The following is a 24,301-nucleotide window of genomic DNA, read 5'->3' as shown; positions in this document are numbered from 1 at the left end:
CATGAATACAGAACACCGCAAACCGTTGTCAGGCACTGGGCTTGATTACTTCGACACGCGTGAGGCTGTCGAAGCCATTCAGCCCGGCGCCTACGACAAGCTGCCCTATACCTCTCGCGTGCTAGCCGAGCAGCTGGTTCGTCGTTGCGAGCCTGCTGCGCTTACCGATTCGCTGAAGCAACTCATCGAGCGCAAGCGTGACCTCGACTTTCCGTGGTATCCGGCTCGCGTCGTCTGTCATGACATCCTCGGCCAGACCGCTCTGGTCGACCTGGCTGGTCTGCGTGACGCGATTGCCGAGCAGGGCGGCGACCCGTCCAAGGTCAATCCGGTGGTGCCAACCCAGCTGATTGTCGACCATTCGCTGGCGGTGGAGTTTGCCGGGTTCGATCCGGATGCCTTCGAGAAGAACCGTGCCGTTGAGGAGCGCCGCAATGAAGACCGCTTCCACTTCATCGAGTGGACCAAAACGGCCTTCAAAAACGTCGACGTGATTCCGGCCGGCAACGGCATCATGCACCAGATCAACCTGGAGAAGATGAGCCCGGTGATTCAGGCCCGGGGCGGCGTCGCCTTTCCCGATACCTGTGTCGGTACCGACTCCCACACCCCCCATGTCGATGCGCTAGGCGTGATCGCTATCGGCGTCGGTGGTCTGGAAGCCGAGACCGTGATGCTCGGTCTGCCGTCGATGATGCGCCTGCCCGACATCGTTGGTGTTCGCCTGAGCGGCAAGCGTCAGCCGGGCATCACCGCCACCGATATCGTCCTCGCGCTGACTGAGTTCCTGCGCAAGGAACGTGTCGTCGGAGCCTGGGTGGAATTCTTCGGCGAAGGCGCCGACAGCCTGACCATCGGCGATCGCGCGACCATCTCGAACATGTGCCCGGAATACGGCGCCACCGCGTCGATGTTCTATATCGACCGGCAGACCATCGATTACCTCAAACTGACTGGTCGCGAGCCAGAACAGGTTGCGCTGGTCGAGCAGTACGCCAAGGAAACCGGCCTGTGGGCGACCGCGCTGGAAGGCGCCGAATACGAGCGCGTGCTCGAATTCGACCTGTCCAGCGTGGTGCGCAACATGGCCGGCCCGTCCAACCCGCACAAGCGCTTGCCGACTTCGGCCCTGCACGAGCGCGGCATCGCAGATGACAAGATGCTGACGTCTGCCCGTGCAGAGGAAGCCGAAGGTCTGCTGCCGGACGGCGCGGTGATCATCGCGGCCATTACCAGCTGCACCAACACCTCCAACCCACGCAACGTGGTTGCCGCTGGCCTGCTGGCGAAGAAGGCCAATGAGCTCGGTCTTGTGCGCAAGCCCTGGGTCAAGACGTCTTTCGCACCGGGCTCCAAGGTCGCCAAGCTTTATCTTGAGGATGCAGGACTGTTGAGCGAGCTGGAACAGCTCGGCTTCGGCATCGTCGCTTACGCCTGTACCACCTGCAACGGCATGTCTGGTGCGCTGGATCCTAAGATTCAGCAGGAAATCATCGAGCGCGACCTGTACGCCACAGCGGTGCTGTCCGGCAATCGCAATTTCGACGGCCGTATCCACCCTTATGCCAAGCAGGCGTTCCTCGCATCGCCACCGCTGGTGGTCGCTTATGCGATCGCTGGGACCGTGCGATTCGACATCGAGCAGGACGTGCTGGGCACCGACCAGAACGGCCATCCAATCACCTTGAAGGACCTCTGGCCAACCGACGAAGAAATCGACGCCATCGTCGCTGCGTCGGTAAAACCCGAGCAGTTCAGGCAGATCTACATTCCGATGTTCGATCTCGGCACCATTGAGGAAGCCGAAAGCCCGCTGTATGACTGGCGACCGACATCGACTTACATCCGTCGCCCACCGTACTGGGAAGGCGCGCTGGCCGGTGAGCGAACGCTGAAAGGCATGCGCCCGCTGGCGATTCTCCCGGACAACATCACTACCGATCACTTGTCGCCATCGAACGCCATCCTGCTGAACTCGGCTGCTGGAGAATACCTGGCCAAGATGGGTTTGCCGGAAGAGGACTTCAATTCATACGCCACGCATCGAGGCGATCATCTGACGGCCCAGCGCGCGACGTTCGCCAACCCGCAGCTGGTCAACGAGATGGCGGTGGTTGATGGCAAGGTGAAGAAGGGCTCACTGGCCCGCGTCGAGCCGGAAGGGCAGGTCATGCGCATGTGGGAAGCAATCGAGACCTACATGACGCGCAAGCAGAATTTAATCATCGTTGCCGGTGCTGATTATGGTCAGGGCTCGTCGCGTGACTGGGCTGCAAAAGGCGTGCGTCTGGCGGGCGTTGAGGTAATCGTCGCCGAAGGCTTCGAACGTATCCATCGGACCAACCTCGTGGGCATGGGCGTGCTCCCGGTCGAATTCAAATCGGGCACTACGCGCCTGACCCTTGGCCTCGATGGCACCGAAACCTTCGATATCGAGGGCGATCTGTCGCCGCGCTGCGACCTGACGCTGGTCATTCATCACAAGAGCGGTGAAGAAACCCGCGTTCCGGTCACCTGCCGCCTCGATACGGCGGCGGAAGTCAGCGTATACGAGGCTGGCGGGGTACTGCAGCGGTTCGCCAAGGACTTCCTCGAGCAGGCGTGACCGCCCCCCCTCGCAGGGTGGATGGCGCTTTTCCATCCACCACACCAGCCCGCGCGGTGGATCGGTCAAGCATGATCCACCCTACGGCCCACTTATCTTTCAGCCAGGACTCACTCATGGCTTATCAACCTCAAATCAAGATTCCCGCGACCTACATGCGCGGCGGCACCAGCAAAGGCGTGTTCTTTCGGTTGCAGGACCTGCCTGAAAGCTGCCAGGTGCCTGGCGCTGCGCGTGACAAACTGTTCATGCGCGTGATCGGCAGCCCCGATCCGTATTCTGCGCACATCGACGGCATGGGTGGCGCCACATCCAGCACCAGCAAATGCGTGATCCTGTCGAAAAGCGAGCGAGCCGACCACGATGTCGAATACCTCTATGGACAGGTCTCTATCGACAAACCCTTCGTCGACTGGAGCGGCAACTGCGGAAACCTGTCGACCGGCGCTGGTGCCTTTGCGCTGCACGCCGGGCTGGTGGACGCCGAGCGTATCCCGCAGAACGGCATCTGTATCGTGCGGATCTGGCAGGCGAACATCGGCAAGACTATCCTCGCCCACGTTCCGGTCACCGACGGGCGGGTTCAGGAAACCGGTGATTTCGAACTGGATGGCGTGACCTTTCCAGCTGCCGAGATCGTGCTCGAATTTCTCGATCCTTCGGATGACGGCGAGGAGGGCGGTTCGATGTTCCCCACCGGCAACCTGGTCGATCATCTGGAGGTTCCCGGCATCGGTATGCTCAAGGCGACCATGATCAGCGCGGGCATCCCGACGGTTTTTGTCAATGCCGAGGATATCGGCTACCAGGGCACGGAGCTGCGTGAGGACATCAACGGCAGTCCGGATGCTCTGGCTCGTCTGGAGTCAATTCGTGTGGCCGGTGCGCTGCGCATGGGCTTGATCAAGACCGCGGAGGAGGCGCTGACCCGTCAGCACACGCCGAAGGTTGCGTTCGTTTCCCAGCCGAAAAGCTACCGGGCGTCTTCCGGAAAGACCATTGATGCAGGCGAGGTCGACCTGCTCGTGCGGGCGCTGTCCATGGGCAAGCTGCACCACGCGATGATGGGGACATGTGCGGTGGCCATCGGCACGGCCGCAGCGGTGCCCGGCACGCTGGTCAATCTTGCTGCAGGCGGTGGGGAGTTGCCGGCCGTGCGCTTCGGTCACCCGTCCGGCACGCTGCGTGTTGGCGCCGAGGCGAAGCAGATCGATGGGCAATGGTCAGTGACCAAGGCAGTTATGAGTCGCAGCGCACGCGTGCTGATGGAAGGCTGGGTTCGCGCCCCCGGGGACGCCTTATGAGGTGCCTTCGAGTTCAGGCGCCATTGGTTCTAGGCGTAATTCGTCGCGAGTAAAAAAGCAAAAAGTCCGCACCAAGCGGACTTTTTGTTGTCTAGCGATGCGGCGCTTTATTTGAGTCGGCGTTCGACGCCTTTTTCCACCAGGATCTTGGCCGAGATTTCCTCGACGGAAAAATGGGTCGAGTTGATGTAGTTGATGTTCTCGCGGCGGAACAGGTTTTCCACTTCGCGAACTTCGAATTCACACTGGGAAAAGCTTGCGTAACGGCTGTTGGGTTTGCGCTCGTTTCGAATGGCGGTCAATCGATCCGGGTCGATGGTCAAACCGAAGAGCTTGTCGCGGTGGGTTTTCAAGGCGGTAGGCAGTTGCAGGCGCTCCATGTCGTCTTCGGTCAGCGGATAGTTTGCTGCTCGAATGCCGTACTGCATCGCCATGTACAGGCAGGTGGGCGTTTTGCCGCACCTGGAGACGCCGACCAAAATAAGATCCGCCTTGTCATAGTAGTGCGTGCGGGCGCCATCATCGTTATCAAGAGCGAAATTGACCGCGTCGATTCGCTCCATGTAGTTCGCGTTATGGCTGATCGAGTGCGATTTGCCGACAGAATAGGACGAACGTGACATCAGTTCATGTTCAAGCGGAGCAAGGAAAGAAGAAAAGATGTCGATCATGAAGCCATTGGACTCGGCGAGGATGTCGCGAATCTCCTGGTTCACCAGCGTGTCGAATATGATCGGGCGAGCGCCGTCGCTTTCCGCCGCTTTATTTATTTGCTGTACCATTGCCCGCGCTTTTTCGGCCGTATCTATATATGGCCGGGTAAGCTTGGTGAAGCTTATGTTTTCGAACTGTGCCAGCAGACTTTGGCCGAGTGTTTCGGCCGTGATCCCGGTACCGTCGGATATGAAGAATGCAGTTCGTTTCATTGCTTGCGGGGCCTTAAGTCAAGAACGGTTCTCAGCTATAGTAGGCCCCTTCGCCGAGCCTCGATTGGCGGGCATTGTTACTTATTTCGCAGGGCCAGGCCACCGTGCCGCGGATGGGCACGAACCGAGTTTCCAACAAAACGTGGAGAGATCACCTTGGTAGAGTACGTAGTTTCCCTCGATAAGCTCGGCAATCATGATGTTGAGCGTGTAGGGGGCAAGAACGCCTCCCTAGGCGAGATGATCAGCAACCTCGCAGGCGCGGGTGTTTCGGTGCCTGGCGGTTTCGCCACTACGGCCCAGGCCTATCGTGACTTCATGGAGCTCAGCGGTCTCAACGAGCAGATCCATGCACTTCTCGATGCGTTGGACGTGGATGACGTTAACGCCCTGGCAAAGGCCGGCTCGCAAATTCGGGGCTGGGTCATGGAAGCCGAATTTCCTCCTAAGCTCGATGCCGACATTCGCACGGCTTTCGCGGAAATGGCCGGCGGCAATGACAATATGGCGGTCGCGGTTCGCTCCTCGGCGACTGCTGAAGACCTGCCTGATGCCTCCTTCGCAGGCCAGCAGGAAACGTTCCTGAACATCCGTGGCGTCGACAATGTCATCCGCGCCGCCAAGGAAGTCTTCGCGTCTCTCTTCAATGACCGGGCAATTGCCTACCGAGTCCATCAGGGCTTCGACCACAAACTGGTCGCCCTGTCGGCAGGCGTGCAGCGCATGGTCCGCTCCGAGACCGGCACCGCTGGCGTGATGTTCACGCTGGATACTGAGTCTGGTTTCCGTGACGTGGTGTTCATCACCGGCGCCTATGGCCTGGGCGAAACCGTGGTGCAAGGTGCGGTCAATCCTGACGAATTCTACGTTCACAAGCACACTCTCGAAGCCGGTCGTCCCGCCATCCTGCGCCGCAATCTCGGCAGTAAAGCGATCAAGATGATTTATGGCGAAGAAGCCAGCGCCGGAAAGTCGGTCAAGACCGTAGATGTCGATCAGGCTGAGCGCATGCGTTTCTGCCTGACTGATGAGGAGGTCACCAACCTGGCCAAGCAGGCCATGACCATCGAAAAGCACTACGGGCGCCCGATGGACATCGAGTGGGCCAAGGATGGTGATGACAACCAGCTTTATATCGTTCAGGCACGTCCGGAAACCGTAAAGAGCCGCAGCAGCGGCAACGTCATGGAGCGCTACCTGCTGAAAGAAAAAGGCAAGGTCCTTGTCGAAGGCCGCGCCATCGGACAGCGTATTGGTGCCGGTCCGGTCAAGATCATTCACAACGTATCCGAGATGGACAAGGTTCAGCCGGGTGATGTGCTGGTCTCCGATATGACCGATCCGGATTGGGAGCCCGTGATGAAGCGCGCAAGCGCAATCGTCACCAACCGCGGCGGTCGTACTTGCCACGCGGCCATCATCGCTCGTGAGCTGGGCATCCCGGCGGTCGTCGGCTGCGGCAATGCGACCGAACTCTTGCAGGATGGTCAGCGCGTTACCGTCACCTGCGCCGAGGGCGACACGGGCTTGATCTTCGAAGGCGAGCTTGGCTTCGATATCCGCCAGAACTCCGTCGACGCAATGCCAGACCTGCCGTTCAAGATCATGATGAACGTCGGCAATCCTGATCGCGCATTCGACTTCGCCCAGTTGCCGAACGAAGGCGTGGGCCTGGCGCGTCTGGAGTTCATCATCAACCGTATGATCGGCGTCCATCCCAAGGCGCTACTCAATTTCGATGGACTGCCAGCGGACGTCAAGAGCAGTGTCGAGAAGCGCATCGCCGGTTACGGTGATCCAGTCGATTTCTATGTCGAGAAGCTGGTTGAGGGTGTAAGTACACTGGCGGCGGCTTTCTGGCCCAAGAAAGTGATCGTGCGCCTGTCTGATTTCAAGTCCAACGAGTACGCCAATCTCATCGGCGGCAAGCTATACGAGCCGGAAGAAGAGAACCCGATGCTCGGCTTCCGCGGTGCGTCACGCTATATCAGCGAGTCATTCCGCGATTGCTTCGAGCTCGAGTGCCGTGCCATGCGCAAGGTTCGCGATGTGATGGGGCTGACCAACGTTGAGCTGATGGTGCCATTCGTCCGTACGCTGGGTGAGGCGTCCCAGGTTATCGACATCCTCGGCCAGTTCGGTCTGAAGCGCGGCGAGAACGGTCTGCGCATCATCATGATGTGCGAACTGCCGTCCAACGCCCTGTTGGCCGATGAGTTCCTTGAGTTCTTCGACGGATTCTCCATTGGTTCCAACGACATGACTCAGCTTACGCTGGGCCTGGATCGGGATTCCGGCATCATTGCGCACCTGTTCGACGAGCGTAATCCGGCAGTGAAGAAGCTGCTGGCGAACGCGATCGAAGCCTGTAACAAGGCAGGCAAGTACATCGGTATCTGTGGTCAAGGACCTTCCGATCACCCGGACCTGGCCAAGTGGCTGATGGAGCAGGGCATCGAAAGCGTATCGCTGAACCCTGACTCGGTTCTTGATACCTGGTTCTTCCTCGCTGACGCCGAGATAAAGTAACCACTAGGCACGGAAGGGCGCTAAGCCCTTTCGTGTTTATGCGCAATCTACCTGCGCTGTTGATGCGTACCGGCCAGAGCATCACCCAGCATTTCGTCGGATATCGCGATCGGGGCGGTCTTATTTCCGTCAATCGAGTTCCTGGTTCTGAACGTGGTTCGCCTCAAGGAGATTTCTCATGCAATACGTCACCCCAGACTTGTGCGACACCTATCCAGACCTGGTTCAGGTGGTGGAACCCATCTTCAGTAACTTCGGTGGCCGAGATTCGTTTGGCGGCGAGATCGTGACCATCAAGTGTTTCGAAGACAATTCGCTGGTCAAGGAGCAGGTTGACACTGACGGTACAGGCAAGGTGCTGGTGGTCGATGGTGGTGGCTCTTTGCGGCGTGCGCTGCTGGGCGACATGCTTGCAGAGAAGGCCGCACGAAATGGCTGGGAAGGGTTGGTGATTTACGGCTGCATTCGTGACGTCGATGTCATCGCCCAGACCGAGTTAGGCGTGCAAGCGCTGGCTACTCACCCAATGAAAACCGACAAACGTGGAGTTGGCGACCTTAATGTTGCGGTGACCTTTTGCGGCGTTACGTTCCGCCCTGGTGAGTATGTATATGCGGATAACAACGGCATCATCGTCTCTCCAGAGCAGTTGAAAATGCCCGCCTGAACATGCGTTTCGCGGTTCACAAGCCCGGCCACGCCGGGCTTTTTTGCGATTTGGAAGAGGTAGCTGGTCTTGCCTGAAGAAATGACCTACTCGGGTCTCTTGCATGCCCTCGTCCTCGATGGCCAGGGCGGAGCCCGCCGTGTTGGCGCTGCTGAGCTGCCTTCTTTGAGGCTCGAAGACTATGAGAGCCTGTGGTTGCACTGGGATCGCAGCCACGCACAGGCGCGCGAATGGCTCCGGAAGCAGAGCGGCTTGACTGCGTTCGCGTGCGACGTGCTGCTCGAGGAAAATACGCGTCCACGTGTCCTTACGTTGCCGGATGATGAGCTGCTCCTGTTTCTGCGTGGCGTCAACTTGAACCCTGACGCCGAACCAGAAGACATGGTCTCACTGCGGGTATTTGCCAGTGCAAAACGAGTCATTTCGCTTCGCCTGCGTCCGCTGCGCTCGACGGAGGTGGTGATCCAGTTGCTGGAGGCCGGCATCGGCCCGAAAACTGCTTCGGAGGTCCTGCTAGGCCTGGCGGACGCATTGACCGAGCGGGTAGATGAGCTGGTTGCAGTTCTTACCGAGAAGGTGGATGGCGAAGAAGATCGCGTGGAAGCTGATGATCGCTACACACCGCCTCAGGATAAGCTTTTATCGCTCAGGCGACAGGCTGCTGGGCTTCGGCGATTCCTACTGCCACAGCGCGAGATTTACGGTCAGTTGACCCGTAACCATTTGCCCTGGTTCGTCGATGACGACACCGATTACTGGAATGAGCTGAGCAATCGGCTTATCCGCTACCTTGAGGAGCTGGAACTAGTTAGGGAGCGAGTCAATCTTGTGCTCGAAGCGGAAGAAAGGCGAATGCGCGAGCGTATGAACAGGACTATGTACCTGCTGGGCATTATCACAGGCTTCTTTCTTCCGATGAGTTTCCTTACCGGGCTTCTCGGGATCAACGTCGGGGGAATCCCAGGATCGGAAAACCCCTATGGGTTTGTGGTCGCATGCGCGCTCATTGCTGCGGTCGCTGCATTCCAGTGGTGGATTTTCCGTCGTTTGAAATGGGTTTGATGTGACTACTCCGACAGCTATGCCGTCAGAGTCACACTGTTTGCGAGGTAGACATGCACGATCCCTTTGAAGAATCCCTGCGGGACATGCTTAACACGCACTCGGCGCGTCATGACGATGCGCGGCTGGATCGCGTACTCAAAACCGCTAATCGTCAGGTTGGTGCCGGTGACCTTTTCGGCTTGATGGGCCACTGGCTGCAGGCCGTGCTCATTGCCCTCAGCAGCGCACCAAATGCTTCGGTAGCCACGCGTCGCACACGCTCTCGTACTTCTTTCAATAAGGCCAACTGATCATGGAACTGGACCCCTGGAGCCAGAGTTTTCTGGGTGCAATGAGCGCACTCTGGGCACCTATTGCGGCATTCATTCCCCGTCTGTTTGGTGCATTGCTGGTCGTTGCAATTGGTTTTGTGGTCGCCAAATTACTGGACACTCTCCTATCCAAAGTTCTCGCCAAAGTCGGGCTCGATCGTCTTGTAGCTGGAACTGGAGTAACGAAGATGCTGGCGCGGGCGGGTATTCGCGCTCCAGTGTCGGCACTGCTTGGCAAGATCGTTTATTGGTTCGTACTGCTGATCTTCCTGGTATCTGCGGCTGAGTCCCTTGGCCTTGCGCGGGTATCGGCCACGCTCGATATGCTGGCGTTGTACGTACCCAAGGTGTTTGGCGCGGGTCTGATACTGCTGGTAGGCATACTGCTAGCCCAGTTGGTCAATGGGCTGGTGCGAGGCGCTGCAGAGAGCGTAGGCCTCGAATACGCGAGTGGGCTTGGTCGTATTGCTCAGGGCCTGGTGATCATCATCATCATCTCCGTGGCGATCGGTCAGCTCGAGGTGAAAACCGAGCTGCTCAACTACGTCATCGCGATAGCGTTGATCTCAGTGGGCCTGGCGGTTGCCTTGGCGCTTGGCCTGGGTAGCCGTGGGCTTGTCAGCCAGATTCTCGCCGGGATCTATGTGCGTGAGCTCTATGAAGTCGGGCAGAGGGTTCGCCTGGAAGGGATTGAAGGCGTCATTGAAGAAATCGGTACGGCCAAGACGTTGCTGCTCACAGACGAAGGTGAGCTGGTTTCGATTGCAAATAGAGTGCTGCTTGAACAGCGTGTAGGCAGCCGATAGGCCGGGGATCTGTTAAAGTGCGCCGCCCCTTTTGCGGGATACCGCGAACGGCCGCCACGACTATTGCCGGTTCGAAAGCGTCTTGACTAAAGCCCATCCGCCCACCATGAGCTACGACCCACGCCAGCTGTCCGATGAGGAGCTGGTGCAGCGAGCTCATGCTGAACTATTTCATATAACTCGCGCTTATGAAGAGCTGATGCGTCGTTATCAACGCACACTATTCAACGTGTGCGCGCGTTACTTGGGAAACGACCGAGACGCAGATGATGTTTGTCAGGAAGTGATGTTGAAGGTTTTGTATGGCCTTAAGAACTTCGAAGGAAAATCTAAGTTTAAGACATGGCTGTACAGCATCACGTACAATGAATGCATTACTCAGTATCGGAAAGAGCGTCGTAAACGCCGTTTACTTGATGCGCTCAGCTTGGAGCCGGTTGAAGAAGCGTTGGAAGAAAAGGCTCCTAGTCTCGAGGAAAAGCCGGCGCTAGACAAATGGCTGGTTCATGTGAACCAGATTGATCGGGAAATTCTTGTTCTTCGCTTTGTAGCGGAACTGGAGTTTCAGGAAATTGCCGACATCATGCACATGGGACTAAGCGCAACGAAGATGCGCTACAAGCGTGCCCTGGATAAATTACGCGAAAAATTTTCGGGAATCACTGAAACTTAACGGCATTAAGCTGTCCTATGGATAGCGAACAGCTTGGGCCTACAGACAGCCGGTTTCCTTAGATTGTTCTGATACTCACCACCAGATGGGGATTTACGGATGAAACTTAAAAACACTTTGGGCGTTGTAATTAGCTCATTGGTTGCTGCTAATTCTCTGAATGCGATGGCTCAAGGCCAAGGCGCAGTAGAAGTTGAAGCGTTCGGTAAACATTATTTTACCGATAGCTCTCGCGACGTTCAGCGTGACGGCGAGCTGTACGGAGCTGGCGTCAGCTACTTCCTGACCGACGACGTTTCGCTTGGTCTGTCGTACGGCGAATACCACGACCTGACGTCCCGTGAGCCTGTTGGCGCGGGCGGTCACAAGAACATCAAGGGCAGCCTGACTTCTCTCGACGCTGCTTATCATTTCGGTCAGCCAGGTGTCGGCCTGCGCCCCTACGTTTCGGCAGGCGCTGCTCATCAGAGCATTGGTCAAGCCGCCCGCGGTGGTCGTGATCGCAGCACCTTCGCTAACATCGGAACTGGTGTGAAGTATTACTTCACCGAAAACTTCTTTGCCAAGGCAAGCGTTGATGGGATGTACAACATCGATGCTGACGAAGGCGAGTGGATGGCTGGCGTAGGCGTCGGTCTGAACTTCGGTGGTGGCGCTCAGCAGCAGGTTGCACAAGTTGAGCCGACTCCTGAGCCAGCTCCCGCTCCGATGGTAGACAACGAGCCAGAGCCAGAACCAGAATTGGTTCGCGTTGAGCTAGATGTGAAGTTCGATTTCGACAAAGCTCAGGTTCGCCAGGAAAGCTATAGCGATATCAAGAACCTCGCAGACTTCATGCAGCAGTATCCTCAGACCAATACCACGGTCGAAGGTCATACTGACTCGGTAGGTACCGACCAGTACAACCAGCGCCTGTCCGAGCGTCGCGCTCAGGCTGTCCGTGAAGTTCTGGTCAACCAGTATGGTGTTGAAAGCCAGCGCGTTGACTCTGTCGGTTATGGCGAAAGCCGTCCGGTAGCTGATAACAACACCGAGGAAGGCCGTCAGGTTAACCGTCGTGTTGAAGCGGAAGTCGAAGCACAGGTACGTTAATCCGTACTCGATGCTCTAGACCGCTTGCAGGCGGTCGCTATAAGTTAGCGACTGCCTGAGCTGGGCAAAAAAATCCGATACCAATGTGGTGTCGGATTTTTTTTGCATATTTTTATTTAGGGTTAATGAAATCAAGTCCACCCGATGACCCTTTCTCAACAGTAGGCTTCAGCAACCTTTCCCAGCCATTCAGCATTCAGCCATCAGCAGTCTTCAAGGGTATCGCTGACCTGCTTATACGTGACGAGGCGCTCGGTGATGAATCAGGGCAGACGTCTCTACCCGGTATCAGTGCTGAACCATCTGTATCCCTACCTTATGTTGAGGCGAGGAACAAAACGACTGGGGAACTGGTATGCGAAAGCTCGTTTATCACCCAATTGATACGCAGACGACGCTTATATGTACCGACCGTAGATACGTGGTTGGAGGTCTGGCTCGAAGCGAGGCCCATGAGCCTGATACAGACCCGAGGTCAATCGCGTTATGCGGGCGCAGGCCTTAGCCCCAGGCAGAGCCTGGGCTCAGTTTGTTGTTCGTGTGGGTCATGCTGGTTGATGTAGTCGCGCCGTCCCGTCTGAATTGCCGGCAGGGTTCGACACCGTAGCAGTTCCGTGGGGCGTGCTGGCCCTCGAGCTAGCTTACGTGCTACACGCTAATACAAAGCAAAAAAAAAGCTGCTCTTAGGTAAGAGCAGCTTTTAGATCAGATGCCTGGACATCTGTTTGAACGACCTGGGCTTCATCACCCAGATCGTGACCAGCTTTTAGTGGAACTGGTTCATGGTGTTGTCTTTACCGCTTGCCTTCAGAGCCGCTTCGCCTGCGAAGTACTCTTTATGGTTGTCGCCGATGTCGGAGCCAGCCATGTTCTGGTGCTTGACGCAGGCGATGCCCTGACGCAGTTCCTGACGCTGAACACCTTTGACGTAGGCCAGCATGCCCTGGTCTGCGAAGTAACCTTTCGCCAGGTTGTCGGTGGACAGCGCGGCAGTGTGGTAGGTCGGCAGGGTGATCAGGTGGTGGAAGATGCCGGCGTGAGCCGAACCATCCCGCTGGAAAGTGCGGATTTTCTCGTCTGCAACCTGGGCCAGTTCGGTTTCGTCGTACTCGACGCTCATCAGCTTGGCGCGGTCGTAGGAGGACACATCTTTGCCTTCGGCAGCGAAAGCGTCGAATACCTGCTGGCGGAAATTGAGCGTCCAGTTAAAGGACGGGCTGTTGTTGTAGACCAGCTTGGCATCCGGAATAGTCTTGCGGATCTCGTCAACCATCGCCGCGATCTGACCCACGTGAGGCTTCTCAGTTTCGATCCACAGCAGATCGGCACCGTTCTGCAGGGAGGTGATGCAGTCAAGTACGCAGCGCGCTTCACCAGTGTCTTTCCGGAACTGGAACAGGTTGCTTGGCAGACGCTTCGGACGCAGCAACTTGCCTTCGCGCTTGATCACGACGTCGCCGTTGCCCAGTTCGGCTTCGGTGATTTCTTCGCAATCGAGGAAGGAGTTGTATTGGTCGCCCAGGTCGCCTGGCTCTTTAGTCACGGCGATCTGCTTGGTCAGGCCGGCTCCCAGGGAATCGGTACGAGCAACGATGACGCCGTTGTCGATGCCCAGCTCGAGGAAGGCATAGCGAACAGCAGCGATCTTGGCGAGGAAGTCGGCGTGCGGAACGGTCACTTTACCGTCCTGGTGTCCGCACTGCTTTTCATCAGAAACCTGATTCTCGATCTGGATGCAGCAAGCGCCAGCTTCGATCATGCGCTTGGCAAGCAGGTAGGTGGCTTCTGGGTTACCAAAGCCAGCGTCGATGTCGGCGATGATCGGGACGATATGAGTTTCGTAGTTGTCGATCTGGTTCTGAATTTCAGCAGCCTTGGCGCTGTCGCCTGCTTCGCGAGCGGCGTCCATGGCGGTGAACAGCAGGTCCAGTTCGCGGCTATCAGCCTGACGCAGGAAGGTGTAAAGCTCTTCGATCAGGTCGGAAACAGCAGTCTTCTCGTGCATGGACTGGTCCGGCAATGGGCCGAACTCGGAGCGCAGCGCAGCGACCATCCAACCCGAAAGGTAGAGGTAACGCTTGTTGGTCGTCTTCAGATGCTTCTTGATGGAGATCATCTTCTGCTGACCAATGAAGCCGTGCCAGCAACCCAGTGACTGGGTGTATACAGAAGTGTCGGCGTCGTACTCAGCCATGTCTTTGCGCATGATATCGGCTGTGTACTGAGCGATCTCCAGACCAGTCTTGAAGCGGTTCTGAGCACGCATACGAGCTACGGACTCAGGGTTGATAGCGCTCCAGCTGCTTCCAGCTGCTTCTTTCAGAGCGGCAACGGCCTTGATGTCGTTTTGATAAGCGGACATGGGTCAATCCTTCAAAAAATTCGTGTTTGGTTGAGCGCCGACTGTTCCCACTAAAACCTACGTGCTTGCGCTGATGATGCGGGCAACACGTGGCAGAGAGTCGAAATACCGACCGGAGACGAGGATTGACCAAGGAGAGGAGGGGTGTGCTATCACGACCGCAAGGGACTTGGCTAGCTGTGGAATGATCGTGGCATTCCTGCACGCAGCGGCACGGGCCGTTGTGTGATTCAGCAGACTGATGTCTCGAGCTGATGCGCTAATCGCTTCCCCGTCCCTCAGGACGACTCGTTCCAGTCGCAACCTCGTCAGTCCGCCTTGTGGGCAGTACAGTCACGGAACGCCTCTGCTGGTTGGCTGAGTGCGATCCGGAAGCCCTTTCCAGGGCCCCTGGTTAGCGGGAGCGGGGCCATGATGCGCCGGCTAAAAGGGTTCGTCAAATGTTTTGTAGTGCTTTTTTTACGGCACTACATTTTTCGCAGCGAGACGCTCAGGCATAGAACTTTTCTAATTCAGCGTGTCTACTTTCAGTCGTAGTGAAAGGTCCTGGCGACCCTGGGTTGAATAGCTCCGTAGCGTACCGCTCTGGTTTGAACTGGCACTTTCATCGACGCCGCCGAGTGAAATCCACTCTCCGAGGCGTCCCCGTACGCGGGTATCTGTTCCCTGGATATCGATGGCACCCGGGCGCGAGGAGCTGATGCGGTCCTGATGACTGCTGATGGTGACTTGCACCTGATCACCATGAATCGTGGCAGTCGCATAGAACCCGCGAGTGACATCCCGGAACTGAGTCTGCTGATAGATCTGACCGTATCCATCGGTGCCGCTCGTGGTGATTGGTACATTCTGGCCCACCTGAATGAGGGCTGGGTAGCCCTCCGTTGCCTGTACCTGTTGCACACCGCTGCCCTGGCTGGTCGTGCTACGCCGAATGACACGTACCTGGTCACGCCCGTTCTTCTCGCCGCGTCCCGACTGCACCTCGACGTCACCTGCACGAGCTGAACCGTCAACACTGTACCCGCTGGAGCCTCCGTCGGCGGAGTTCTGGGTGTCGACGCTGATCAGCAACTGTCTAGGTTCGTTATCAAGTTGAGCCAGTACATCGCGTAGTTCGCTGATGACCGAGGCAGGCGCATTAACGATCAGCTGATTGCCGTACGCGTTTATCCTGCCCTGGTCGCCCACAACGGATTGGGCGATTGGCAGAACATCCTCGGCCATTCTGAATTTCAGCGGAATCACCTCAGTAGCAGCCTGAAGCGACATACTGACCATAAGGGCGAGGGCGGCAAATAACGGGCGAGTCATAGCAGAAAACTCCGCAGGTCAGGGTCGGACTGGCTATGTTCCCAGGCAGTGTCGAATTGTCTCTGTAGCTGGCGAGCACGGCTCGGATCGCTATATAGCACATAGCCTTTGAACTCGTCCGGCTTGGGCCGTATGAGCACACCGCAACCGTCCACTAGAAGAAACACTTCGGGTTGTGCTGGGTAGTCGACATGCACTTTGCGAATGCGCATGTTGCTACTCAACCTTCGAGACAAGCTAAGCAGTTGATGGCCCTGCTTGACTGCTCGAGACGAATCTCTGAGCAGCACCCGCAGTTGATTCCGCGGATTTTCCAAAAGGAAGCGCATGCAAGCTTGCCGGACGCTGCTGTGGTTATATAACCAGGGTTCGAAGTCGGGGGAATACAGACTCAAGTTTCGCCGTGCCTGACTAAGCAGGGCCATCACATGGCGGCGAGCTTCGCTGGCTGTTTCGAAAGCCTGGATTTCGGTGGTCAAGCCCAGACTGAATGGTGCCTGATCCTGCGCGTCTTGCTGTGCTGATGCAGCGCCTGGGTTGGCAATGGAGAATCGACCCGGAGATGTGAATTCGATCTCGGCCAAGTCAGGCTCAGGTTTCGAATATTCCGGGTCGTCAATGCTCATGGTGGTCAGCTGCTCTTTCTCAGCATCTCGACATGGGGCAGGCCGGCTTCAAGGAATTCATCACTGATAACTTTGAAGCCAAGCCGTTCGTAGAACGCTGTGGCGTGCACCTGAGCAGTGAGTCGCTGTTCGTCGAGGCCCCTGCGCTCGGCTTCTTCGATTGCGGCTTTCATCAGTGCGTCGCCAACATTCAGACCTCGCCAGTCACGAAGTACTGACACGCGACCAATATGACCATCATTCAGCAGCCTCGCCGTACCGACGGGATAGCCGCTTTCAAGTGCGAGAAAATGCACCGCGTCCGTGTCGTCGGCATCCCATTCCAATTCTGGCGGAACCGACTGCTCGGCAACGAATACGGTTTCACGAATACGGCGCAGGTCGGCGTTGTCCTTCTGCCAGTCGGCGATGCGAACTTCTATGTCACTCATCAGCAAACTCCAGACTTCCCTGTTTGACCAGTTCCAGAACCAGACTACGCCCATCCTCATCGTTCAGCCAGGTCGCAAGGTTCTCTGCATGCAGCGCATCGGCTGAACAGATCAGTTTCAACAGTTCTTTCAGGTGTTCCGGAAGAAGTCGACTCTGGCCACTGGCAAATAACAACAAGCCGATGTCGACTTCGCTCCAGGCCAGGCGAGCACTCAGGTTTCTTACAAGAATAGCCCCATCGGTCAGTGCGCCGAGAAGCTGGGTTTCGTCTATTTCGGGACCCTGAACGCGTTCTGGATAGCGCGGCTCTGTCATGAACTGACCGAACCAAGTGAGCAACAGGCGCTCGTCTCCCATGTGTTCGGTGAGCATTGCGCGCAAGCGGCCTAGAGCATCACTCTGGATCTGGAACGGATCCTCCACTGGGGTAAGGTCAGCATCGCTGTAACGTTCTTCGTCTGGAAGAAACTGTGCAAGAAAATCGGTGAAATGGGTGAGGACTTCGGCCGCGCTTGGCGCGCGGAACCCCAGCGAGTAGGTCATGCATGCGTCTTCCGCAGTACCGAAATGCGCAAGTTTGGGCGGCAGATAGAGCATGTCGCCCGGCTCGAGGACCCATTCATCGGTTCCCTGAAATTCCGAAAGAATTCGGAGATCAGCGTGCGGCAGCGTCGGGCTGTCGGCACTGCAAACCTGGCCTATGCGCCATCTGCGCTGGCCATGGGCCTGAAGAAGAAACACGTCGTAATTGTCAAAATGCGGACCGACTCCGCCGCCCGGCGCTGCAAAGCTCACCATTACATCGTCGATTCGCCAGTTGGGAAGGAAACGGAAATGCTCGATGAGTTGGGCGACTTCAGGAACCAGCTGGTCGACCGCCTGAACCAGCAATGTCCAATCTCGCTCTGGCAGATTCTGATACGTCTCGTCGTCGAAGGGGCCGCGACGCAATTCCCAAGGGCTTTCCCCGTGCTCGATTACCAGACGGGACTCGACTTCTTCCTCAAGCGAAAGACCGGCCAGCTCGTCGGGGGATATTGGGTTTTCAAATGATGGGATCGCTTGGCGGATCAGCAATGGCTTCTTCTGCCAGTAGTCACGCAGAAATTCGCGCGCGCTGATGCCGCCGAGGATTTGCAAAGGGATGTCGGAAGTCATGCCAGGTACCTTGCTCTGCTACAGAGCTGCAAATAAAAACGCCCGGCACAGCCGGGCGTGCAAAAAGAAGGAACGCTTAGATCCGCTTGGCCTGTTCGGCGGCGTTGCCGATATAGGCTGCCGGAGTCAGTTTGCGAAGCGCTTCCTTGGCTTCTGAGGGCATATCCAGACCGTCGATGAAAGTCTGCAGGGCCTGCGGGCTGATACCTTTGCCGCGAGTCAATTCCTTGAGCTTTTCGTATGGATTTTCGATGGCGTAGCGACGCATGACGGTTTGGATCGGCTCGGCCAGTACTTCCCAGCAGGCATCCAGATCTTCGGCTATACGTGCCTCGTTGAGCTGCAACTTGCCGATGCCCTTCAGGCTTGCTTCGTACGCGATAACGCTGTGTGCGATACCGACGCCGAGGTTGCGCAGAACGGTTGAGTCGGTCAGGTCCCGTTGCCAGCGGGATATGGGCAACTTGCTCGCCAGATGCTGGAGCAGGGCGTTCGCGATTCCCAGATTGCCTTCAGAGTTTTCGAAGTCGATCGGATTGACCTTGTGCGGCATCGTCGAGGAGCCGATCTCGCCAGCTACGGTGCGCTGTTTGAAGTATCCCAGGGAGATGTAGCCCCAGATATCACGATCAAAGTCGATGAGGATCGTATTGAAGCGCGCCACAGCGTCGAACAGTTCTGCAATGTAATCGTGCGGCTCGATCTGGGTGGTATAGGGGTTCCATGTCAGCCCCAGGTCGCCCTCGATAAACTCGCGAGCATTTGCTTCCCAATCGACGTCCGGGTAAGCGGAAAGGTGAGCATTATAGTTGCCGACCGCGCCATTTATCTTGCCCAGCAGTGGTACGGCTGCGACCTGTGCGATTTGCCGTTCGAGGCGGAAGACGACGTTGGCCAGTTCCTTGCCGAGGGTGGTAGGTGAGGCAGGCTGGCCATGCGTGCGCGAAAGCATCGGCACGTCGGCGTGTTCGATAGCCAGCGCGCGTATGGAGTCGGCCAGTTGGCGCATCAGCGGCAGCAACACGTCGTCACGACCCTCGCGGAGCATGAGCGCATGGGACAGATTGTTGATGTCTTCACTGGTGCAGGCGAAATGAATGAACTCGTTGACCTTCGCCAGCTCCGGAAGCTGCTTGGCCTGCTCCTTGAGCAGATATTCCACCGCTTTGACGTCGTGGTTTGTAGTGCGCTCGAATTCCTTCACGCGCTCAGCGTGTTCCAGCTGGAAATTTTCAGCCAGTTGGTTGAGCAGGGCATTGGCCTGGGCAGAGAAGGGCGCGACCTCCGGAATTCCATCATGGGCGGCCAAGCGCTGCAGCCAGCGCACTTCAACCTGAACGCGGCAGCGAATAAGGCCGAACTCACTGAAAATAGGGCGCAAGGCGCTGGTTTTGCCGGCGTAGCGGCCATCGACAGGGGAAACCGCGGTGAGCGAGGAAAGCTGCATAGAGGGCATTCTCGGACAGTCGAGCGACGAAAAGAGGGCGCAGATTATACATGAAACCCGGCAGTAGACTTCCGTGTCGGGGAGTCATTGAGCGGGAGACGCTACGCTTATTCTGGGCGGAGCAAGGGGTACAGCGCGTCGAGCATCTTGCGACGACTGAATATCATCTGCCAACGGTGGCCACCAAGTTGCCGCCAGAGACGCGCTGAGCGAATGCCTGCGAGCAGAAGCGCACGTATCTTGGCTGCATTATCGCTTTGTTGCAGGTGGCGCATATCGCCCTGGACCTGGATGCGCTGGCGGAACGTGCTGATCGTGTCCTGATACAAGCCGCCGAAGGACGCGATGACGTTTTCGTGGGTGAGGCCGAAATGATCGGCCTGCTGTTCTATCTGATCCAGCCGGCTGCCGATCACCTGCAGCATATCGCCACGCTTATCCAGCTGACGCTCAAGCCCGATCATCGCCAGGGCGTAACGCAGCGGTTCGCGCTGCAGGCTGCTGGTATCTCGCTCCAGCGCGCCGACCAGTGCGCGATAGCCTTCACGAAGGTTGATGTCATCCCCACCGTAGATTTCCAACGCTGGCTTGTCTTCCCGCACAAGCAGACTGCCCAGGACACTTCCGAGTGCGGCGTTCGGTACCTGGCCCGTTCGCGCGATTCGGTCAACCAGTGCGGCGGCTTCGAACACCGCGCCGAGGGCGACCAGCTGCTCCTGAAGAGGTGTCATGAGCGGCCCCCCGTAAACCAGGGTTCGGCACTCTCGATGACCCCACCGCCAAGGCAGATTTCACCACGATAGAACACCACCGACTGGCCCGGCGTAACGGCCCGTTGAGGTTCGTCAAACACGGCTCGATAGCCGTTGGCGGTAGGCTCAAGAGTGCAGTTCTGGTCGGCCTGGCGGTAGCGAACCTTGGCAGTGAGCGTGAGCGGTGCGATCAGCTCGATCTGATTGACCCAGTAGATTTCCGAAGCAAGCAATGCTCTGGAGAAGAGCCAGGGGTGGTCATTGCCTTGTCCGACCATCAGCACATTTCGCTCAAGGTCTTTGCTCAAGACGTACCAGGGCTCGTCACCCGCGTCCTTCAGGCCACCAATCCCGAGCCCCTGTCGCTGGCCTATGGTGTGGTACATGAGTCCGTGATGACGTCCAATGACCTCGCCATCGACTGTCTCGATGTTGCCTGGCTGGGCCGGGAGGTACTGCTTGAGGAAGTCGCTGAAGCGGCGCTCACCGATAAAGCAGATTCCGGTCGAGTCCTTCTTTTTTGCTGTGGCCAGACCATGCTTTTCAGCGAGCGCGCGGACCGCGGGCTTTTCCAGTTCTCCTACCGGAAACAACGTCTTGCTCAATTGTTCGCCGCCAACGGCGTGGAGAAAGTAGCTCTGGTCCTTGTTCGGGTCGAGCCCTTTGAGTAGCTCGCTATGGCCGGCAGCATCACGACGACGCACGTAGTGCCCGGTCGCGATCAGGTCGGCACCGAGTGCCAAGGCATAGTCGAGGAACGCCTTGAATTTGATTTCGCGGTTGCAGAGGATGTCTGGATTCGGCGTTCGTCCTGCCTTGTACTCAGCCAGGAAGTGCTCGAATACGTTGTCCCAGTACTCGGCCGCAAAGTTTGCCGTGTGCAGCTTTATTCCGATCCTGTCACAGACGGCTTGAGCGTCGGCCAAGTCTTCACGCGCTGTACAGTATTCGGTGCCGTCATCTTCCTCCCAGTTCTTCATGAAAAGGCCCTCGACCTGATATCCCTGCTCAAGCAGCAGGAGGGCAGATACCGAGGAATCCACGCCGCCGGACATGCCGACAATGACGCGACGATTTTCAGGAGCAACGAATGGTGAGTCAGACATAGAAGCTCAGGACTGAATGCAAAGCGTGGGATTCTAACAGGCTGGCCAAGCCAGGGGTTAAAGGCGGTTCAGTCGCGGATCACGTCGAGATCGTAAGCCGAACCCGCCAGGTAATCGTCAATGCAGCGCAGAATCAGTTCACTGCGCCAGCGTTCAGGCTGCGCCGCCAGTTCGTCGCGCGTCATCCAGACCGTACCGACGATGCCGGTGTCGAGCGTTCGTTGCGGATCATGGTGAAGCGCGGTGGCTGCGAAGCAGACGCGCTGATAGGTCACGCCATTACTCGGTGCGGTGTACAGATAGATACCAACCACTCCACTGAGGGTGACGTCCCAGCCGGTTTCCTCGAGGGTTTCGCGTATAGCCGCCTGACGAAGCGTTTCGTTAGGCTCGAGATGGCCTGCGGGCTGGTTCAACACGAGCCGACCGCCTTTTGATTCCTCCACCATGAGGAAACGACCCTCGGCTTCGACGATAGTGGCGACAGTTATATGGGGATGCCAGGACATGTGCGGCCCTTTAGTTCTAGATAAGGGGGAATGCTAACGCCTTGTCGTGTGCATAGAAACGAAAAGCCCCGGCACGAGGCCAGGGCTTTCGGTTCAGCTACGCTAATCAGCGCCCGGTGATTTAGGCCAGGGCGGCAAGTGCGGAGTTGAAGGTGGCACTAGGGCGCATGACCTTGCTGGTCAGCTCCGGGTTGGACCGGTAATAACCGCCAATTTCAACCGGCTTGCCCTGAACCGCTGCCAGTTCGGCAACGATCGCCTCCTCGTTATCGCTCAACTGCTTGGCAACCGGAGCGAAGTGAGCCTGTAGCTCCAGGTCTTCGGTTTGGGCGGCCAGCTCTTGGGACCAATACAGCGCCAGATAGAAGTGACTGCCGCGGTTATCCAGTTCGCCCGTGCGACGCGATGGCGACTTGTTGTTATCAAGCAATTTGCCGGTTGCTGCGTCCAGGGCCTTGCCGAGCAGCTTGGCCTTGAGGTTGTCCGTCTTGATTCCGGTTTCTTCCAGCGATACGGCCAGGGCAAGAAACTCGCCGAGCGAATCCCAACGTAGGTGGTTTTCTTCGATCAGCTGCTGAACGTGCTTGGGTGCGGAGCCGCCAGCACCCGTCTCGTACATGCCGCCACCCGCCATCAGAGGAACGATCGAAAGCATCTTCGCCGAGGTGCCCAGTTCCATGATCGGGAACAGGTCAGTGAGGTAGTCGCGCAGTACGTTACCGGTCACCGAAATGGTGTCCTGGCCGCGGATCAGGCGCTCCATGCTCACTCGAATCGCTTCGTTATAGCCCATCATGCGGATATCCAGGCCGTTCAGGTCGTGGTCCTGGAGATAGGTTTCGACCTTTTTCTGCAGTTCACGATCATGAGCGCGCTCCGGGTCCAGCCAGAAAATCGCTGGGGTGCCCGACTGCCGTGCACGGGTTACGGCAAGCTTGACCCAGTCGCGAATCGGCGCGTCCTTGGTCTGGCATGCACGCCAGATGTCGCCTTTCTCGACCTCGTGCTGCATTAGCACGGTGCCATCGGCCAGTACGACGCGCATGGTGCCGTCAGCTTGCATTTCGAAGGTCTTGTCGTGCGAACCGTACTCTTCTGCTTTCTGCGCCATCAGGCCAACGTTCGGTACGCTCCCCATGGTCGTAGGGTCGAAGGCGCCATTGGTTTTACAGAAGTTGATCATCTCCTGGTAAATGCGGGCGTAGGTGCTCTCGGGCATTACCGCCTTGGTGTCCTTCTGCTTGCCGTCCTTACCCCACATTTGACCGGAGTTGCGGATCATCGCAGGCATGGAGGCGTCGACGATCACGTCGCTTGGGATGTGAAGGTTCGTGATGCCTTTGACGGAGTCGACCATCGCCATTTCCGGGCGCTCGGCGTAGCAGGCGTGGATGTCATGAAGAATCTCTTCCTGCTGTGAATCGGGCAGGGACTTGATCTTGTCGTAAACGCTGCTGATGCCGTTGTTCGGATTGACGCCCAGCTCTTTGAACAGCTCACCATACTTGTCGAACACATCCTTGTAATACACGCTGACGGCATGGCCAAAGACGATCGGGTGAGAGATCTTCATCATGGTGGCCTTGACGTGAAGCGACCACATGACGCCGGTTTCCTTGCAGTCTTGCAGTGTGTCCTCGAAGAACGCGCGCAGCTTGTTGCAGCTCATGAACATGCCGTCGAGCACTTCGCCTTCCTGCAGGGCAAGTTGCTTCTTGACCTCGACCTTGCCGTCTTTACCGACGAACTCGATGCGCACATCACCGGCATTCTGCATGGTGACCGACTGTTCGCTGGAGAAGAAGTCGCCGCCTCGCATGTAGTCGGCATGAGACTGCGAAGACTTGCTCCACTTGCCCATAGAATGGGGATGCTTGCGAGCAAAGGCTTTCACTGCTGCAGGCGCGCGTCGGTCGGAGTTGCCTTCGCGAAGAACTGGGTTCACTGCGCTACCGAGCACTTTTCCGTAACGTGCACGGATTTCCTTGTCTGCGTCGGTCTGTGGATCTTCGGGGAAATTCGGAATGCCGTAGCCCAACGCTTGCAGTTCCGCGATGGCTGCCTTGAGTTGGGGCACGGAGGCGCTGATATTGGGAAGCTTGATGATGTTGGCATCCGGCTGAACGGTCAGCTCGGCGAGCTTGGCAAGGTCGTCATCAACCTTCTTGTCGTCCAACTGATCGGCAAAGCTCGCGAGGATGCGCCCGGCCAGAGAGATGTCACGTGTTTCGACGGCTATATCAGCGGCTGAAGCAAAGGCTTCTACAATTGGCAGAAGCGAATAGGTGGCCAGCGCCGGGGCTTCGTCGGTGAAGGTATAGATAATCTTCGAGCGGGTGGACATGTAGAGTTAACTCTCTCTTGCTGAGCGCGCACACAATCCCGAATTGCGTAGGTAGACGCTCTGGCTGCGGTGGCCGGGCCAGTCTCGAGATTTGCCGCGATGATGTTGGATGCAGCACCACTGGAGTGTTGAGTGTTTGATCCGACCGGCTGCGGTTGGCAGTCTGGCGGTAGCAGAGGCAGGGAGCTCCTGAAAGATCGACTGGCCCCTCATGACTCGTTAGTCACCTAAGCAGTATATCACCGGGGCCTGTTGTCAAAGAATGCCCCGGCC

20 protein-coding genes are annotated in these 24,301 nt (G+C 57.4%); 9 read left to right on the top strand and 11 right to left on the bottom strand.

Annotated elements, in window-relative coordinates; all coding sequences use genetic code 11:
* The first annotated feature begins 1 nt into the window (after position 1).
* Complete coding sequence (gene acnD / locus NA619_RS00230) at positions 2 to 2,605, top strand: Fe/S-dependent 2-methylisocitrate dehydratase AcnD (protein WP_255958847.1); 2,604 nt, start codon at positions 2 to 4, stop codon at positions 2,603 to 2,605.
* Positions 2,606 to 2,721: 116 nt separating this feature from the next.
* The gene (gene prpF, locus NA619_RS00225) at positions 2,722 to 3,909 is read left to right on the top strand and encodes a 2-methylaconitate cis-trans isomerase PrpF (protein ID WP_255958844.1); all 1,188 of its coding nucleotides are present in this window, start codon (positions 2,722 to 2,724) and stop codon (positions 3,907 to 3,909) included.
* A 107-nt stretch (positions 3,910 to 4,016) separates the two neighbouring features.
* On the opposite strand, the gene ppsR is transcribed toward prpF, so the two are convergent.
* Positions 4,017 to 4,835, bottom strand: a complete 819-nt coding sequence (gene ppsR, locus NA619_RS00220) for a posphoenolpyruvate synthetase regulatory kinase/phosphorylase PpsR (RefSeq protein WP_255958842.1) — start codon at positions 4,833 to 4,835, stop codon at positions 4,017 to 4,019.
* 156 nt (positions 4,836 to 4,991) lie between these two features.
* On the opposite strand from ppsR, the gene ppsA reads away from it, so the two are divergent.
* The 7 genes from ppsA (at position 4,992) to NA619_RS00185 (ending at position 11,978) form a co-directional block, all read left to right on the top strand.
* Positions 4,992 to 7,364 carry a phosphoenolpyruvate synthase gene (ppsA, locus tag NA619_RS00215; RefSeq protein ID WP_255958840.1) on the top strand — a complete coding sequence of 791 codons (2,373 nt, stop codon included), beginning with the start codon at positions 4,992 to 4,994 and terminating at the stop codon, positions 7,362 to 7,364.
* Between the two features lie 178 nt (positions 7,365 to 7,542).
* Complete coding sequence (gene rraA, locus NA619_RS00210) at positions 7,543 to 8,031, top strand: ribonuclease E activity regulator RraA (protein ID WP_255958837.1); 489 nt, start codon at positions 7,543 to 7,545, stop codon at positions 8,029 to 8,031.
* Between the two features lie 81 nt (positions 8,032 to 8,112).
* Positions 8,113 to 9,093, top strand: a complete 981-nt coding sequence (locus tag NA619_RS00205; RefSeq protein ID WP_255959525.1) for a CorA family divalent cation transporter — start codon at positions 8,113 to 8,115, stop codon at positions 9,091 to 9,093.
* A 53-nt stretch (positions 9,094 to 9,146) separates the two neighbouring features.
* Complete coding sequence (locus tag NA619_RS00200; RefSeq protein WP_255958835.1) at positions 9,147 to 9,386, top strand: CrfX protein; 240 nt, start codon at positions 9,147 to 9,149, stop codon at positions 9,384 to 9,386.
* A 2-nt stretch (positions 9,387 to 9,388) separates the two neighbouring features.
* Positions 9,389 to 10,213, top strand: a complete 825-nt coding sequence (locus NA619_RS00195) for a mechanosensitive ion channel family protein (RefSeq protein WP_255958834.1) — start codon at positions 9,389 to 9,391, stop codon at positions 10,211 to 10,213.
* Between the two features lie 106 nt (positions 10,214 to 10,319).
* Positions 10,320 to 10,886, top strand: a complete 567-nt coding sequence (gene sigX, locus NA619_RS00190) for an RNA polymerase sigma factor SigX (protein ID WP_423836788.1) — start codon at positions 10,320 to 10,322, stop codon at positions 10,884 to 10,886.
* A 99-nt stretch (positions 10,887 to 10,985) separates the two neighbouring features.
* Positions 10,986 to 11,978 carry an OmpA family protein gene (locus tag NA619_RS00185; RefSeq protein ID WP_255958830.1) on the top strand — a complete coding sequence of 331 codons (993 nt, stop codon included), beginning with the start codon at positions 10,986 to 10,988 and terminating at the stop codon, positions 11,976 to 11,978.
* 766 nt (positions 11,979 to 12,744) lie between these two features.
* Here the strand turns inward: NA619_RS00185 and NA619_RS00180 are convergent.
* From NA619_RS00180 to NA619_RS00135, 10 genes are all read right to left on the bottom strand, one after another.
* Positions 12,745 to 14,340 (bottom strand): isocitrate lyase, encoded by a 1,596-nt coding sequence (locus NA619_RS00180; protein ID WP_255958829.1) that lies wholly within the window; start codon positions 14,338 to 14,340, stop codon positions 12,745 to 12,747.
* A 507-nt stretch (positions 14,341 to 14,847) separates the two neighbouring features.
* Entirely contained in the window at positions 14,848 to 15,654 is an 807-nt protein-coding gene (locus tag NA619_RS00175) for a secretin N-terminal domain-containing protein (RefSeq protein ID WP_255958827.1), read from the bottom strand.
* Entirely contained in the window at positions 15,651 to 16,280 is a 630-nt protein-coding gene (locus tag NA619_RS00170; RefSeq protein ID WP_255958824.1) for a histone acetyltransferase HPA2, read from the bottom strand. Before NA619_RS00170 ends, NA619_RS00175 begins: the two co-directional genes overlap by 4 nt.
* A 5-nt stretch (positions 16,281 to 16,285) precedes the next feature.
* A complete protein-coding gene (locus NA619_RS00165) occupies positions 16,286 to 16,711 on the bottom strand; it encodes a GNAT family N-acetyltransferase (RefSeq protein ID WP_255958823.1) in 426 nt (141 codons plus the stop codon).
* Positions 16,704 to 17,870, bottom strand: a complete 1,167-nt coding sequence (locus tag NA619_RS00160; protein WP_255958822.1) for a cupin domain-containing protein — start codon at positions 17,868 to 17,870, stop codon at positions 16,704 to 16,706. Before NA619_RS00160 ends, NA619_RS00165 begins: the two co-directional genes overlap by 8 nt.
* Before the next feature lie 76 nt (positions 17,871 to 17,946).
* Positions 17,947 to 19,317 carry an adenylosuccinate lyase gene (purB, locus tag NA619_RS00155; protein WP_255958820.1) on the bottom strand — a complete coding sequence of 457 codons (1,371 nt, stop codon included), beginning with the start codon at positions 19,315 to 19,317 and terminating at the stop codon, positions 17,947 to 17,949.
* Positions 19,318 to 19,424: 107 nt separating this feature from the next.
* Positions 19,425 to 20,048 (bottom strand): high frequency lysogenization protein HflD, encoded by a 624-nt coding sequence (hflD, locus tag NA619_RS00150; RefSeq protein WP_255958818.1) that lies wholly within the window; start codon positions 20,046 to 20,048, stop codon positions 19,425 to 19,427.
* The gene (gene mnmA / locus NA619_RS00145) at positions 20,045 to 21,175 is read right to left on the bottom strand and encodes a tRNA 2-thiouridine(34) synthase MnmA (RefSeq protein ID WP_255958816.1); all 1,131 of its coding nucleotides are present in this window, start codon (positions 21,173 to 21,175) and stop codon (positions 20,045 to 20,047) included. The genes hflD and mnmA overlap by 4 nt, the downstream gene beginning before the upstream one ends.
* A 68-nt stretch (positions 21,176 to 21,243) precedes the next feature.
* A complete protein-coding gene (locus NA619_RS00140; RefSeq protein WP_255958814.1) occupies positions 21,244 to 21,684 on the bottom strand; it encodes an NUDIX hydrolase in 441 nt (146 codons plus the stop codon).
* Positions 21,685 to 21,805: 121 nt separating this feature from the next.
* Entirely contained in the window at positions 21,806 to 24,028 is a 2,223-nt protein-coding gene (locus tag NA619_RS00135; RefSeq protein ID WP_255958812.1) for an NADP-dependent isocitrate dehydrogenase, read from the bottom strand.
* Positions 24,029 to 24,301: the final 273 nt, after the last annotated feature.

This window comes from Stutzerimonas stutzeri (assembly GCF_024448895.1).
Taxonomy (GTDB): Bacteria; Pseudomonadota; Gammaproteobacteria; order Pseudomonadales; family Pseudomonadaceae; genus Stutzerimonas; species Stutzerimonas stutzeri_Q.
The sequence above is the reverse complement of the archived record's forward strand: the minus strand, read 5'-3'. Positions and strand labels throughout refer to the sequence as shown.